At 56.2% G+C, this 14426-nt stretch carries 13 protein-coding genes; 1 reads left to right on the top strand and 12 read right to left on the bottom strand.

All coding sequences use genetic code 11. From position 1 onward, the window contains the following. Positions 1-212: 212 nt before the first annotated feature. From NIZ92_RS18285 to NIZ92_RS18300, 4 genes are all read right to left on the bottom strand, one after another. Positions 213-1154, bottom strand: coding sequence for a pirin family protein (locus NIZ92_RS18285; RefSeq protein ID WP_083054946.1), 942 nt, complete (start codon positions 1152-1154; stop codon positions 213-215). A 91-nt stretch (positions 1155-1245) separates the two neighbouring features. Next, positions 1246-1872: an isochorismate family cysteine hydrolase YcaC gene (gene ycaC / locus NIZ92_RS18290; RefSeq protein ID WP_026483600.1), complete on the bottom strand. Its 627-nt coding sequence runs from the start codon at positions 1870-1872 to the stop codon at positions 1246-1248. A 74-nt stretch (positions 1873-1946) separates the two neighbouring features. Beyond that, positions 1947-2633 carry a hydrolase gene (locus tag NIZ92_RS18295; protein ID WP_042485591.1) on the bottom strand — a complete coding sequence of 229 codons (687 nt, stop codon included), beginning with the start codon at positions 2631-2633 and terminating at the stop codon, positions 1947-1949. 61 nt (positions 2634-2694) lie between these two features. Further along, positions 2695-3573, bottom strand: a complete 879-nt coding sequence (locus NIZ92_RS18300; protein WP_060185469.1) for a pirin family protein — start codon at positions 3571-3573, stop codon at positions 2695-2697. Positions 3574-3681: 108 nt separating this feature from the next. Between NIZ92_RS18300 and NIZ92_RS18305 the strand changes: the two genes are divergently transcribed. Then, positions 3682-4587, top strand: coding sequence for a LysR family transcriptional regulator (locus NIZ92_RS18305; RefSeq protein WP_009456866.1), 906 nt, complete (start codon positions 3682-3684; stop codon positions 4585-4587). Between the two features lie 80 nt (positions 4588-4667). Here the strand turns inward: NIZ92_RS18305 and NIZ92_RS18310 are convergent, their stop codons facing one another. The 8 genes from NIZ92_RS18310 to psrA all read right to left on the bottom strand — a co-directional run bounded on the left by NIZ92_RS18310 (position 4668) and on the right by psrA (position 14171). Then, positions 4668-4865, bottom strand: coding sequence for a CsbD family protein (locus NIZ92_RS18310; RefSeq protein ID WP_009456875.1), 198 nt, complete (start codon positions 4863-4865; stop codon positions 4668-4670). 53 nt (positions 4866-4918) lie between these two features. After that, positions 4919-5263, bottom strand: coding sequence for a BON domain-containing protein (locus tag NIZ92_RS18315; RefSeq protein WP_035269768.1), 345 nt, complete (start codon positions 5261-5263; stop codon positions 4919-4921). 599 nt (positions 5264-5862) lie between these two features. Beyond that, positions 5863-7680, bottom strand: a complete 1818-nt coding sequence (locus tag NIZ92_RS18320; protein ID WP_254002410.1) for an NAD(P)/FAD-dependent oxidoreductase — start codon at positions 7678-7680, stop codon at positions 5863-5865. A 158-nt stretch (positions 7681-7838) separates the two neighbouring features. Next, on the bottom strand, positions 7839-9794 hold the full coding sequence (locus NIZ92_RS18325; protein ID WP_254002411.1) for a sigma-54-dependent Fis family transcriptional regulator: 1956 nt from the start codon (positions 9792-9794) through the stop codon (positions 7839-7841). A 114-nt stretch (positions 9795-9908) separates the two neighbouring features. Continuing rightward, entirely contained in the window at positions 9909-10736 is an 828-nt protein-coding gene (gene phnX / locus NIZ92_RS18330) for a phosphonoacetaldehyde hydrolase (RefSeq protein WP_035269761.1), read from the bottom strand. A gap of 36 nt (positions 10737-10772) precedes the next feature. Next, positions 10773-11642: a LysR substrate-binding domain-containing protein gene (locus NIZ92_RS18335; RefSeq protein ID WP_035269759.1), complete on the bottom strand. Its 870-nt coding sequence runs from the start codon at positions 11640-11642 to the stop codon at positions 10773-10775. Between the two features lie 22 nt (positions 11643-11664). Further along, the gene (locus NIZ92_RS18340; protein ID WP_035269757.1) at positions 11665-12960 is read right to left on the bottom strand and encodes an MFS transporter; all 1296 of its coding nucleotides are present in this window, start codon (positions 12958-12960) and stop codon (positions 11665-11667) included. A gap of 128 nt (positions 12961-13088) precedes the next feature. Beyond that, positions 13089-14171, bottom strand: coding sequence for an iron-containing alcohol dehydrogenase PsrA (gene psrA / locus NIZ92_RS18345; protein ID WP_254002412.1), 1083 nt, complete (start codon positions 14169-14171; stop codon positions 13089-13091). Positions 14172-14426: the final 255 nt, after the last annotated feature.

Consider the following 14426-nt stretch of genomic DNA (forward strand, 5'->3'; position numbering starts at 1 on the left):
ACTGTTTTGTACTCCGATCACAGGCAGACCGCCAGTCACGGTAGGCAAACTGTACACAGACACAATGGCCCCGAAAGGGGCCATCTGAACAACGGGATAAGGGCGAAATACACATGCGCCATAGCCCTGCTCGGAAACCAGGACAGGCAGCCAGCAAACCACCGCCAGCGTCATCGCAATAGACGATCAGAACCAGCAGCCGTCACTGAAAATCAGTTGCTTTCCCATGGCAGATCCGGCGCAATCAAGGGTTCACCGTCATAGCCATGCACCACACCAAAGCGCTCATGGGCCGCACGCCAATCGCGTTGTGCCTGCCCGATGACTTCCTTGTTTTCACCAACAAAATTCCACCACAGCACCAGCTCCTCGGTATACGGCTCGCCACCCAGCACAATGACTCGGCTGCCGGCACTCAGACTCAAGCTCAACTGCGTCAGGCCACGGCCCACATAGGCCAGTTCATTGGCCTCGAACTGCTCGGACTGAATACCCAGGGTGCCTTGCACGACTAAAAAGCCATACTCAAACTCGGGGTTCAAATTCAGTCTCACTTCCCCAGCCTTGGAGCTGCTCAAATCCATCCCCACCATAGGCGAATACATTTTGCTGGGTGCCTGATGCTGTGCATAGGTACCGGCCAGCAGGGTAAAGTCGCACTCGCCCTCACGCCAATGAGGCAAGTCAGGATGGTGGTCAAAAGCGGGTTCACAGGTGGCGTCCTTGGAGGGCAAGGCAATCCAGAGCTGAACCGCATGCAGCTTGTCCTCGCCGGGCAAGGACTCCTCGGTATGGCTGATACCGCGTCCCGCTGTCATCAAGTTCACCTGACCAGGCTTGACCACTTGCACATGGCCCAGGCTATCACGATGCAGAACCTCGCCCTGAATCATCCAGGTAAAGGTTTGCAGACCAATATGTGGATGAGGGCCCACACGCAGGCCGGATCCCGACGTGAACACGGCGGGCCCTGCATGATCCAGAAAGCACCAGGCCCCCACCATGCGCCGTTGCGAGGAAGGCAGAATCCGGCTGACGGTAATGCCCCCACCCACTTGTGCGCCGCGCCCGGCAACACGTTGAACACGTTTTTCGCCGTTGATGTCTTCGGGACAATCAAAGGATGAAGAGACTTCGGAACTGTGTGTACTCATGGGTCGAACTCCTGAAAACAGATCTGGGGGCTGGGTTTCAAACAGCCAAAAGCGCTGGCCACTCAAGTGACCAGCGCAGCGCCGAAGCGATTTACTTACCGGATGTGAACTTGGTGTGGCTATTGATCAAGTTGCGGTAGTCGGGGATATGGTTGGAGAACAAGGCACCCAGACCTTCCACGTCGTTACGCCAGTCGCGGTGCAGTTCGCAAGCCACGCCAAACCAGGTCATCAGTTGAGCACCGGCCGAAGACATGCGATCCCAGGCCGAGTGACGTGTCAGTTCGTTGAAAGTGCCCGACGCATCGGTGACCACAAACACATCAAAGCCTTCTTCCAAAGCCGACAGGGCCGGGAAAGCCACGCACACTTCAGTCACCACACCGGCAATAATCAGCTGCTTCTTGCCCGTTGCCTTGATGGCTTTGACGAAGTCTTCGTTATCCCAGGCGTTGATCTGGCCAGGGCGAGCGATGTAAGGCGCATCCGGGAAGGTTTCTTTCAGCTCGGGGACCAAAGGACCGTTAGGGCCTTCTTCAAAGCTGGTGGTCAGAATGGTGGGCAAGTTGAAGTACTTGGCCAGATCGGCCAGAGCCAAAACGTTGTTCTTGAACTTGTCTGGATCAATGTCACGCACCAGAGACAGCAGCCCCGTTTGGTGATCAACCAGAAGTACAGCGGCTTGGTCTTTATCAAGACGTTTGTAAGGCGTAGTCATCTCAGTCTTCCTTAACGATGATTGAAAGGGGCGGGTGCGGGACTGCACCCGGTACTGCAAGAGCGCGGCGTTGATTAACGCTGCGAATCCAGCTGTTCCTGATTCTTGAGCACGTCCTGTGCTTTGGCATAGCTTTCGATCAGCAACTGATAGGCGGGGAAAATCTTGGTGTAGACCTGGGCCCATTCCTGGGCATCAGGGCGGTTCCAGGTGCGCTGCAGTTCGGAGGCAACAGCACCCGTATCGATAGGCACCACACCGGCCTGCATCATGCGAGCCAGGGTAATTTCCTCGGCCATCTTGGAGTAGGTGCCGGAGGCATCAATCACCACAAACACCTTGTAGCCTTCAGCCACCGCGCTGATCGCAGGGAAAGCCATGCACACGCTGGTAATGGTGCCGGCAATAATCAAAGTCTTGCGGCCGGTTGCCTTGACAGCGGCAACAAAGTCCTCGTTGTGCCAGGCATTGATCTCACCCTTGCGTGCCACGTATTGGGCGTGGGGAGCATTCTGGTGAATCTCGGGAATCAGAGGACCGTTCGGGCCTTGGGGCACGGAAGCCGTGGTAATCACAGGCAGCTTGCTCAAGGTGGCGATTTTGGCCAGTGCTGCCGCATGGTCACGCAAGGTGGTCATGGGCATGTCCTTCACGGTCTGAAACAGGCCGCTTTGGTGGTCGATCAGCAGCATGACTGCATCATCGGGATCAATTACGGGAGCGGCACCATTAAAGTTGGCTACATTGCTGGGGATAGTCATCACGTTTCTCCTGTGGATGAGAGACGGGGGCCACCTGAATGCGGCCCCCGCGGGCCTTGCACTACGATGCCGACCCTGGTGCCATCGCACCAAAGCGGCCACTGCTGAAGTCATCCATAGCCTGCAAAATCTCTTGCTTGCTATTCATGACGAAGGGGCCGTGTCCCACAATGGGCTCATCAATGGGTTCACCACTGATCAGCAAGACAACGGCGTCATTATTGGCTTCCACGCTGAACTGGCTGCCTGTCCGATCCAGCACGACCAGTTGCCCTTCACGAGCCACGCTTTGACCATTGACCAGTACGGTGCCTTGCAGCACCACCAAGGCGGCTGTCCAGCCTTCAGGGCTTTCCAGCTCGGCAATGCCACCCTGATTCAGACGCATATCCCATACATTCATGGGAGTGAAGGTCCTGGCAGGGCCAGTGGCACCGTCCTTTTCACCGGCAATGACGCGCACCATGCCAGCAGCATCAGGCAGTGCGACCACAGGAATTTGCTGGTCGGTAATGGCCTGATAGCCAGCGGGAGCACGCTTGTCTTTGGCAGGCAGGTTGACCCACAGCTGCACCATTTCCAAAGTGCCGCCAGAACGAGCAAAAGCGTCGGAGTGATACTCCTCGTGCAAGATGCCCGAGCCGGCCGTCATCCACTGCACATCACCGGGGCCGATCGTGCCGCCCTGGCCCGTGGAGTCGTGGTGTGAAACCTCGCCCTTGTAGACGATGGTGACGGTTTCAAAACCCCGATGTGGGTGCTGGCCAACGCCGCGCTTGTGGTTGCTGGGAGCAAACTCGGCAGGGCCGGCATAGTCCAGCAGCAGGAAGGGGCTCAACTGTTTTGCGTGTGTGTGGTACGAAAACAGGGAGCGAACGGGGAAGCCGTCGCCCACCCAGTGAGGACGGGGAGCGCTATAGATACCAAGAATTTTCTTCATGTCCATCTCCTTGTTTCAACATAAGAGACAGAATAAACTCGGGACAACGAAGCCAGTAGCCCCCTAAATCGGCCATCTATGTTCCATTTATGGAACGATAAAACTGCCATGCAAGATTTAAACGACTTGTACTTCTACGTTCAGATTGTGGATCACGGCGGCTTTGCCCCGGCCGGTCGCGCACTGGGTTTACCCAAATCCACGCTTAGCCGCAGGCTGGCTGCACTGGAAGAGCGCCTGGGAGTGCGGCTGATCCAGCGCTCCACCCGCCGCTTTACCGTGACCGAGATTGGCCAGACCTATTACGAGCACTGCAAGGCCATGCTGGTAGAGGCCGAAGCGGCACAGGCAGCCATCGAACTGACACGTGCCGAGCCGCGCGGTGTGGTGCGCCTCAGTTGCCCCATCACCTTACTAAACGCCCATGTCAGTGATATGTTGGCCGACTTCATGGTCAGCTACCCGCATGTCACGGTGCAATTGGATGCCACCAACCGGCGCGTGGACCTGATCGGGGAAGCGCTGGATATGGCGATCCGCGTGCGCCCGCCACCATTGCAAGACAGCGATCTGGTGATGCGTGTTCTGTCCGACCGCAGCCAATGTTTGATAGCCAGCCCGGAACTGATTGCCCGCCACGGAATGCCCGGCTCACCCGCTGATCTGGCGGACTATCCCAGCCTGGCATTGGGGCTGCCACAACAAAGCCATACCTGGACCTTGTATGGTCCCGATGGCGCACAAGCCGTGCTGCATCACACGCCCCGCCTGATTACCACCGATATGACGGCCCTGCGCTGCGCAGCACTAAAAGGCGTTGGTGTGGTGCAGTTGCCTACCCTGGTAGTCTGCGATCAATTGGCCGACGGCTCTTTGGTGAAACTGATTCCGGACTGGGCTCCACGACGCGAAATCATTCATGCCGTGTTTTCCTCCCGCCGGGGGCAGATGCCAGCTGTGCGAGCATTGCTGGATTACCTGGTCGAACGCTACCAGCAGATGGATGAGGACTGACAGCAACCTTGCCAAGGCACAAAGAAAAACGCCCTGCATATGCAGGGCGTTTTGTAGTCCTGGGCAATCAAGCCAAAGGATCAGGCGCCGCCATTAAAGTCACGAACTTGCTTTTCAGCTTCTTCACGTGCAATGCCGTAGCGTTCCTGAATTTTGCCGACCAGATATTCGGTATTGCCTTCGGCAACATCAATATCGTCATTGGTCAGTTTTCCCCATTTGGCCTGAATCTTGCCAGACAGCTGTTTCCATTTACCTTTGATCGTATCTTCATTCATAGTCGTTCTCCTGTTTCAACGGGAATTCACAATGAGGATTGATGACGGAACTTTTATTCCGGTTTTACTTTCAATCCCGACGAATCGACTTTCACAACGCCTTTCACACTTTCCGTTGCAGCAACGGCTTTCTTGTGCTCAATTTCACTGGGCACGGTACCGGTCAATGTTGCGACGCCATTATTGGTCTCAACAGAGATATCCGTGCTCTTCAAATCCTTGGTGCTGGCCAAATCAGCCTTGATCTTGGTGGTGATCCAGGTATCGCTGACGGCTTCACCTGCGGTTGCCGAGTGATCCTGATTAACGGCTGGCTCATTAGCCATTGCACCGCTTTGCAAACCAAAACTCAAAGCGGTAGCCATTAATACACTGGATAGGATGGCAGATTTTTTCATATAAATTCTCCAATATCAGAAAGGGAATTTTTAATTTAAAAAACCCTTTACCCCTGCTATTAAAAGGAGTCCAAATCAATCAACAAAAATTTCGTTGTTTGCGATGGATGGTTCCACCGTAACATTCCCGATCAGGCTGGAAACTACGAAATGCTACAAGCGTTTTCTTTATAAGTAATTTCTTCAAATTTCATACATCCCTATTCACCTCACTTATGGCAAGCGGCTTGTGTCAGGCCAATCCTGGCCATCATGCTGGCTAGACAAAATCCGCCCTGAGACGCAGCACGGCTGGTTTCCATACGTTCCTGCCGAAGAAACGGAGGCCCCTTTGACGCGAAAAATTCTGGGCACGAACAGAGCAGTCAAGCAGAGCCTCGCTCACTGGAGAGGAGCCGCTCAGGGCAGATACATAAAGTAAAAAATTTAGCAGGGCTGCTAACAAAACCACCGCCTGGGCCGCGATGCTTGCCGCGCAAACACGCCCACCGCAGCTAACAAGCGGAAAAAAAAGCCAGATCATCGAATTGATAATCTGGCCAAAATCAGAACAAGGTGCAGACTGCGCACTCTCACCCAAACAACAAAGTCACTATCGATCAACGCAGATGATGCACCTCCTGCATCCCGTAAACCTGCACCGGCAAGCCCGCCTGACGCGCTTTAAGCTGCAAGGCCAGGTACTGGGAATAATGACGCGACTGATGCAAATTGCCGCCATGGAACCACAAGTTCGGCTGTTGCGTTGGCTTCCACATATTGCGCTGCTCGCCCTCCCAGGGCCCTGGATCTTTGGTGGTTTCCGAACCCAAACCCCAGCACTTGCCTACCCTATCCGCCATTTCCTGGCCTGCCAGATCGGCCACCCAGCCATTCATGGAGCCGTAGCCGGTGGCATACACCACCAGGTCCGCAGGCAATTCCGTACCGTCTGTCAGCACCACAGCGTTCTCGGTCAAATGACTGATACCGGTCCGAGACCTCAACTTGATGCTGCCATCAATAATCAGCTCGCAAGCGCCCACATCGATGTAATAGCCCGAAGCACGACGCAGATACTTCATGAACAAACCGGAGCCATCGTCACCCCAATCCAGCATGAAGCCTGCCTCCTCCAGCTTCTGATAGAACTGTGCATCGCGCTCGCGGATCTTGTCGTACACAGGAATCTGGAAGTCCGCCATGATGCGGTACGGCAGAGAGGCAAAGAGCAAATCTGCCTTGCGCGTGGTGACTCCCGATGCCAGTGCCCGTTCAGAATATAGATCTCCCAAGCCGATCTCCATCAAGGAGTCGGACCGCACAATGTGGGTAGACGAACGCTGCACCATGGTGACATCTGCCCCCGCCTCCCACAGCGCCGCGCAAATATCGTGCGCCGAGTTATTGGCCCCGATCACCACTACTTTCTTGCCCGCATATGCTTCCGGTCCGGGATGCTGCGAGGAGTGCTGCTGTTCACCCTTGAACACATCCTGCCCCTTTATGCTGGGCACATTCGCCTTGCCGGACATGCCCGTAGCAAAGACCAATTGCTGTGGCCGTAACGTCATGGGCTTGCCATCACGTTCGATCTCCACTTCCCAGGTCTGGCTGGACTCGTCGTAGCGCACCTTCTTGCATACGGTGCTGCTCCAGTAATTCAGCTCCATCACCTTGACGTACATTTCCAGCCAGTCGCCAATCTTGTCCTTGGGTGCAAAGACAGGCCAGTTATCGGGGAAAGGCATGTAAGGCAGGTGGTCGTACCAGACGGGGTCGTGCAGGCACAGCGACTTGTAGCGTTTGCGCCAGCTATCGCCAGGGCGGGCATGTTGATCAATGATGAGCGCGGGTACATTCAACTGCCGCAGGCGCGCGCCCAGCGCAATACCACCCTGCCCGCCGCCGATCACCAGCACATAAGGCTGCTCGGTCGTGCCCAACTCAGCCTGCTCCTGTTGACGACGTTCCTGCCAGGTCTGACGCCCACGGCGAATGCCATGCTCGGCCCCCATGGGGCGGCGCACACCCAAAGGCTCCTCGTGCCCTTTCAATTCCGACATGGTGGTCAGGAAGGTCCAGATCTTCCCGTCCTTGACCCGAATATGGCCGTAGCCACGCGCCACGTCAGTTTCCACACGAAACCAGCCCTCCACCAGACCTTGGCCGTCGTCACTGACCGGCTCGGCACTGTCGCGCTCGAACCTGGCTGACACGGCACCTTGTTGCTGCTGCGTCAGCATGTCGCGGATCTGGTCGCGCCCTTCCATGGTTCGGATATTCCAGGTGAACATGACCAGATCACGCCAAAAACACTCTTCGGCAAACAGGGCTGCCGCATCGTCCGGTGCATTGCTGGCAAGCGCATGGGTCAGTTGTTCGAGAACCGTGTCCAACTGTCGCGCAGACGGCTGCAGTTGCTGCTGTGTTTGCATGATTTGTCTCCATATCGTTTTAATGTTGCGCCGGGCTTTTGTTGCCCAGCTATGGAGTACATAGCAAACACCGTGCCAAACCGGGAGTGGCTTGTTTTAAAGGGGTGCTGCCTGTTTTAAGGCGGTGAAACTGTGCCAGCGGTGACACAGGTGGTGCATCAGGTGTCGCAACCTGTGTCAGAGGGCGACTCTTGGCGAGCTACGCCTGCCCGTTTGATATAACGATGCAAAGTGGACCGGCTGATACCCAGTTGCCGGGCCGCCGCACTGACGTTATCGCCACAGGCCTGCAAAACCTGCTGCCAGGACGATTCTCCGGCAGAGACAGCTGCGGCCGTTGGGCTGCCTGTAGATGTGGCCAGACGCCGCTCTCGCAAGGCCTCCGGCAAATCCTGCACCTCAATGCAGGAACCTTCCGCCAAGGCCAATGCCAGCACCAGCGCATTGTCCAGCTCGCGTAAATTACCCGGCCACTCGTAGGCTTGCAGCGCTTGCCAGGCCTCGGGAGACAAACCGGGCACATCGCCTTTATTACGCCGATGCAATATCTGCTGCACCAACCATTCCAGATCACTACGCTGACGCAAAGCGGGCAAGGCCAGCACTGCCGCATTCAAGCGATACAGCAAATCCGCACGAAAGCGGCCTTGCTCTACCAAGGCACTTAAATCATGGTGGCTGGCTGAAATCACACGCAGGTCCACGCGCTTGCTTGTGCGTGCGCCCAGTGGCATCACCTCGGATTCGGCCAGCACCCGCAGTAAACGGCTTTGCAGGGCCAGCGGCATATCGCCGATCTCGTCCAGGAACAGGGTGCCTCCATCAGCCGCCTCGATCAAACCCGCACGGCCCCGTGCAGCACCGCCGGTGTACGTACCGGCCAGATAGCCAAACAATTCGCTTTCAATCAGGCTCTCGGGCAAGGCCGCACAATTGAGGGCCACAAAATGCCCGCCACGGCCGCTAGCCGTGTGAATCGCACGTGCCAAATACTCTTTGCCCGAACCTGTCTCGCCCTGCAACAACACCGGCATTTCCCGCGTTGCCAAACGCGCGGCTTTCAATAGCATGGACTGCATGGCCGCATCTGTGCCTGCCAAACCTCGCAAGGCTTGTGGCAAGGCGGCATCCACGGCTGCCCCATCCATCCCCACAGACCGGTTGCTCAACACACGTCGGGGTTCAATGGCATGGGCAAACAGCACACTGCCATCCCGCGCCATGACGACTCGCTCCTGCGTGGGGCGATAGCGCATCAAGGTCGGTAACTGATCCACTTCCAGATGCAGAAAGCGCATCAAACTCTGCCCCAGCAGATCCGCAGGATTACGCCAGTCCACCCCCGCTGCCCGCGCCAGAATCCGGGCACCCGTATGCGTCATGCCCTTGATACGGCCAGAGCCATCAATCGCAATAGCGGCTTCCGGATCAATATCCAGAAACTCTGGCGATTGCGACAAACATAGAATCCATTCCTGACGGTGACAGGCCATCAAATTGGCCAGCTCAATACGGCGGGTCGCCGCATTGGCAAGGTGCAGGGCCAAACCTTGGCTGGCCTTGGCCTGCGGCGACTGCAGCAAGGATAAATCCAGCACCGCAGCCAGCTCGCCGTCGTAATGATAGATAGGCGCCGCCGTGCAAGACAGGGGCGCGTGCATATGATCGAAATGATCGTTTTGGTGAATGGTCAGGGCCTCGCCCGTGTGCAGACAAGTGCCCACCGCGCAGGTTCCTGCACGCTCTTCAGACCATTCCGAGCCCATATACAGACCGGCCTGCCGCAAGGCATCACGCTGTCCATCCGAGCCCAGGAAATCAACCGTGACGCCCTTGTTATCAGATAGCAGCAGCACGTAATTCAGCCCGGAGACCTGCTGATAAAGACGCTCCAGCCCGGAGCGCGCAATATTGATCAGGGCTTCGGACTGCTGACGATGCTCGCGCAATTGGGAGTCCGGCACGATATAGGCCTCGCAAGCCTGCGCCGGGTCCAGTCTGTGATGCTCGATGCATCGTCTCCAGCTATGGACCACAGCCTGATCGCGCCGGGACAGGCTGCCCTGCCAAACAGCCGTGATCTCTTGGACGTGTGCCACATGTGAAGACTGCATCAGACCTCATCCCGAAAATAGGCCAAGCCCCGGGCGGGCGTGGCCTATCTTTCAGTGTGCCGCCATGCTTAGCCGCCGTACATGGAGGTTTTCCTTGAGATGCGGTGCAGCAAATCAGCTGCTTTGAGGCATTTCCCCATTGGCCAAGCGGCGGTTGATGTCTGCCAGCACCTCGGGCAGATCAACAATGGTATCGATCAGATAATGCGGGCGCGAATCGCTGAACATGGCCCCAATACGCTCGCGTTCGCTTTGCAGCTTGTCGGCAGGCAGCTTCTTGAACTCATCATAGGTCAGGCCCAGAGCATTGCCCGAGCAGGTCAGTGCCACGGTCCACATTCCCGCACTGCGTCCCTCCACAATGCCGGGCCAGGTGTCATCTACTTTGACGCAGGCGGCCACGTCCGACACACCCAAGGCAATCACGTTGGCCAGCGACTGGGCCGGGTACGGGCGGCCATTGGGCACCTCATCCGTTGCGACCACGCATTCTGCCATGTAGCCATTTTTCGCTGCCAGTTCGACCACTTTATCCATGACCACTTTGGGGTAGCCAGAACAGGATCCTACTTTGACACCGGTACTTTTCAGGTTGGAGATCACTTCCAGTGCCCCCGGAATCAGGGCCGAGTGCTCGGCAATTTTTTCGATCTGCAAAGGCATGAAGCGCTCGTAAATCGCCGTGACATCGTCGTCGCTGGGGACACGGCCAAACTTGGCTTTATAGCGCTCGGCAATCTCGGGCACGTTGCACAAGGTGCGAATGTGATCCCACTTGCCCATCCCCATGGGGCCACGAGCTTCTTCCAAAGACACTTGCACACCAAACTCGGCAAAAGCCTCGACAAAAATCTGCGTGGGTGCAAAAGAGCCAAAATCAACGACAGTGCCTGCCCAGTCAAAAATAACGGCCTGTACTTGTTGGGGTTGCTGATACGTCATCATCGTTCTCCAAACGCGAAATGCTGTGTAAACAAGCTAATGGGTGGATTCCAGATCCATGAACAAATCATTAATAAGTGGTCGGTCTTTTCGTAATTCCAGGCAGCACAGGTAGTAGTCGATATAAAAAGGATGCTGGTCGAACGTAATCAGCCGGGTACCGGGAATATCCACATACTCCGGCGCTGAGACAAAACCAATGCCCAGCCCTTTACGTATGGCATGCACAATGGCCTCGCGGCTGTTCAGTTCCATCACGCAATTGATCCTGATCTGATGCTGCCTGCAACCCTCCTCAATAATCTGGCGGGTGCGTGAACCTTGCTCCCTCAGCACGACGGGCTCATCCTGAAGCTGCTGAACCGATACCCGACCCTGCGAGCACCAGGGATGCTTTTCGGGCACCACAGCCACCACCGGATAGCGCTGGTAAAGCCGGGTGTACAAGCTTGGATCTGATTTGGGATGCGCCAGCAAGGCCACATCCACATCAAAGTCGTACAGCTTTTCCAGCACCTCGCTGGCCGAGGCAAAGTAGGTTTTCAATTCAATATCCGGATTGTTCTGCCCCAGCTTGAATATCAGATCCATCGCGATAGGTGGCGAGACCGCCCCCACTCGCAACAGGCCGGATTTACGCTGCTTGAAACTCTCCAGCAATTGCACCGCTTCCTCTTCAAGATCAAACAAGGGCTTGGTGATCTCGTAGAGCTGCTGTCCGGCCGAGCTCAGTTCCAGCTGATTGCCGGAGCGATAAAACAGCTCGACATCAAAACGCTTTTCCAAAGCCCGGACTTGTTCGCTGACGGTAGGCTGCCCAATGCTGAGATAACGTGCGGCCGAGGTGAAACCGCCGGTATGGGCGACGGCATAAAACGATCTCAACCATTTGTGGTACTGGTGCATGGACAAGCCTCAGGAGTGATGATTAACGACGTATGAATAGTGCCACCAGTGCACTGCAGGCACACGCAATCAACACAATCACAAAGATCAGCGAGGTATCCCCCGTCGAATCCAGGACGCTCCCGATCATGGGCTCGGCCAGACCGGCGAACAGATAGGAAGAAAAGTTCATGACACCGGTTGCCGTGCCCGAACGTTTGGCTCCCACCAGATCGGGACACAAGGCCCAGAAGCTGGAAGCGGGTCCATACACAAAGAAACCGCACAGAAACAGCGCCACCAGGCCCAAAGTGCTATGAACCGGCAAGGTCCACATCCACAGGCTGGTCAAGGCACCCAGGCTCGTATAGAGCATGATGGCCAGGTAACGCTTGGAGCCAAACAGGCGGTCTGAAATCCAGCCATTGCTCAGCGCTCCAACGGCCATGCCCACTGGCAGAGCGATCGTGATCCACTTGGGATCAATCAGGCTATCGCCCGTCTTCCAGTCCGCGCCCAGAAAATGGACCGGCACCCAGACAATCAAGCCGTATCGGGCTGCATTCTGAAAGCCCAGGGACAAGGCCGCAATCAGCAGGCGCTTGTTTTTCAGAACAGCCTTGTAACGCTCCCAGGAGGACTCCTTCTCACCTTCCAGAGCCTTGGCCTGATCGTTGGCATTGGCCACTCCCGTATCGGCCAAAGGCTCAAAACCCATATCCTCTGGCCGCTCGCGAGCAACCAGATAAAACACGATTCCGCCCAGCAACATCAGCAATACGGGCAGGCGGAAAATCCAGCGCCAGTCCAGATGCATGACATCGATCACCACGATCGAGGTGACATACGACAGAATCGACGCACAGCCTGCAGCAAACACATATAAGCCATAAGCCTTGCCGCGCTCGGACACACCCCACCAGTTGGAGATCAGGCGACTACCCGGTGCCCAGCCCAGCGCCTGAAAGTAGCCATTGGCACCCCAGGGAATGATCAGGCTGAAAAAGCCGGTGGCAAAGCTGGCTACCCAGTTCGCGCCACACGACAGAATCGCGCCAGCAGACATGATGCGACGACCGCCATACTTGTCCGCCAGATTGCCATTGATGGCTTGTCCAATGGCGTAGGCCCATAACAAGGCGGCCGATACCCAGCCCAGGGCAGCACTGCTAAAGCCAAACTCCTCTTTCAAGCCCGGAATCGCAAACCCGAAAGTCTGCCGCCCGGTATAGAAAAACAGATAACAGAACATCGCGGCCAGCAGCATGCGCCATTGGGCTCGACGAAACGAAGACCCGGATGCCGCCGTGGCCCCCGACAGACTTGTTGCGTGATTCATAACCAGCTCCTTTCACTCCCCCGCTGCTGGCAAGCCAGGCCAGAGGAATGCTCTATTCATGCGGTATGAGAAGGGGGGGAATCTTTCCTCTCTCCCTTCATTCGTTTGTCTCTCGTTTTTTTTATGATTCAAGCGGCGATAAAGTTCTTGCCGCGTGCACCCTGCAAGGCATAAGTAATCATGGCAGCCTGCTCGTCTGGCCCTACGCCGTAGTCCTCAAACTCGGTCTTGACGCCCACACTGAGCAAGAAGTCCCGCAAATGAGCTTGAGCCTGCTTGCGATCAGGGCCAAACAGGCTTTCAAACACCAGATCCCGAGATGGATCGCAGCCCCAGGCCAGGCCCAGTACAAAGGGCAAGGTAAAGGAGCAGGCGATGCCATGCGGCAAGCCGTGACGCAAGGTCATTTCGTAAGAGATGGAGTGCGCCAGGGCGGTCTTGGTATTGGAAAACGCCATGCCCGCTTTCAAGGCCGCCAGCGCCATTTTGGAGCGCAGCTGGATATTACCCAGATCCTTCTGCAGCAAGGGCAAATAGGTAAGGATGTCCTGAATGGCAGAGACCGCAAAGGTGTCGGAAATGGGGTTGGCATTCACATTCCAGATCGACTCCAGGGCGTGCGACAAGGCATCCAGCCCGGTCGAGACTGTCACTTTTTCCGGTACTGTCAGCATCAACTCCGGATCAATAATGGCAACGGCAGGCCAGGTTTGTTCCAGATGCAAAGAGTATTTTTTCTGTGCTTGCTGATCCCAGATCGTGGCCCACGGAGTGACCTCGCTGCCGGTCCCTGCGGTTGTAGGCACCGCAATCAAGGACTTGACCTGAACAGGAGTAAAAGCCTTGCCGGTGGACAAGAGATTCAGCAGTTCCTGGAAGGTGCCCGTCTGAGTCCCCACAATCAGCGCCTTGGCCGTATCAATGGCACTGCCCCCGCCCACGGCCAGCACAATGTCCGTTTGCCCGGCTTGCTGCCAGAAGGACTCGTAGACATCCTTCAAGTAACTGACATCGGGATTTGGCTGCACATCTTCGACAACATGAATCAGCCTGTCGCCCAGCAAATTCCCGATACGCTCAACCAAACCCAGCCCACGAGCCTCCGGAAAGGTCACCAAGGTGACTTTCTTGTTGGCCGCCAAGGTAGAAATTTCATTCAAACTTCCCGGGCCGAAGCAGGTACGAACCGGGTTGGAAAAATACGCCGTCATGGTTTGCCTCCTTATTGTTACTAGTCATCGTAGAGAGGCATACCAAGGGGGACAAATCGATTAATTCGCACTGGCTATCGATGCAACCAATAGCAAGGGCCATAGCAATCGAGTTATAGGGAATACAAGACAAGAAGGGCTGGACGCTTCTTTTGCATGCTAGGCGGATGCACCGCGTGCGATTTATTGATCACTGTGTTTGTGCGATTGAAAGCCCTGGCTCAGCATGACGCCGAATCAGGGCTTCGCAAGTAC

The sequence above is a fragment of the Alcaligenes sp. 1735tsa3 genome (assembly GCF_024134565.1).
GTDB lineage: Bacteria > Pseudomonadota > Gammaproteobacteria > Burkholderiales > Burkholderiaceae_B > Alcaligenes > Alcaligenes phenolicus.

Coding starts and splice junctions, on each gene's coding strand:
- NIZ92_RS18295 (WP_042485591.1), bottom strand. CDS start 2,633: ATGACTATCCCCAGCAATGTAGCCAACTTTAATGGTGCCGCTCCCGTA.
- NIZ92_RS18340 (WP_035269757.1), bottom strand. CDS start 12,960: ATGAATCACGCAACAAGTCTGTCGGGGGCCACGGCGGCATCCGGGTCT.
- psrA (WP_254002412.1), bottom strand. CDS start 14,171: ATGACGGCGTATTTTTCCAACCCGGTTCGTACCTGCTTCGGCCCGGGA.
- NIZ92_RS18300 (WP_060185469.1), bottom strand. CDS start 3,573: ATGAAGAAAATTCTTGGTATCTATAGCGCTCCCCGTCCTCACTGGGTG.
- NIZ92_RS18310 (WP_009456875.1), bottom strand. CDS start 4,865: ATGAATGAAGATACGATCAAAGGTAAATGGAAACAGCTGTCTGGCAAG.
- NIZ92_RS18315 (WP_035269768.1), bottom strand. CDS start 5,263: ATGAAAAAATCTGCCATCCTATCCAGTGTATTAATGGCTACCGCTTTG.
- NIZ92_RS18325 (WP_254002411.1), bottom strand. CDS start 9,794: ATGCAGTCTTCACATGTGGCACACGTCCAAGAGATCACGGCTGTTTGG.
- NIZ92_RS18335 (WP_035269759.1), bottom strand. CDS start 11,642: ATGCACCAGTACCACAAATGGTTGAGATCGTTTTATGCCGTCGCCCAT.
- NIZ92_RS18285 (WP_083054946.1), bottom strand. CDS start 1,154: ATGAGTACACACAGTTCCGAAGTCTCTTCATCCTTTGATTGTCCCGAA.
- NIZ92_RS18305 (WP_009456866.1), top strand. CDS start 3,682: ATGCAAGATTTAAACGACTTGTACTTCTACGTTCAGATTGTGGATCAC.
- NIZ92_RS18320 (WP_254002410.1), bottom strand. CDS start 7,680: ATGCAAACACAGCAGCAACTGCAGCCGTCTGCGCGACAGTTGGACACG.
- phnX (WP_035269761.1), bottom strand. CDS start 10,736: ATGACGTATCAGCAACCCCAACAAGTACAGGCCGTTATTTTTGACTGG.
- ycaC (WP_026483600.1), bottom strand. CDS start 1,872: ATGACTACGCCTTACAAACGTCTTGATAAAGACCAAGCCGCTGTACTT.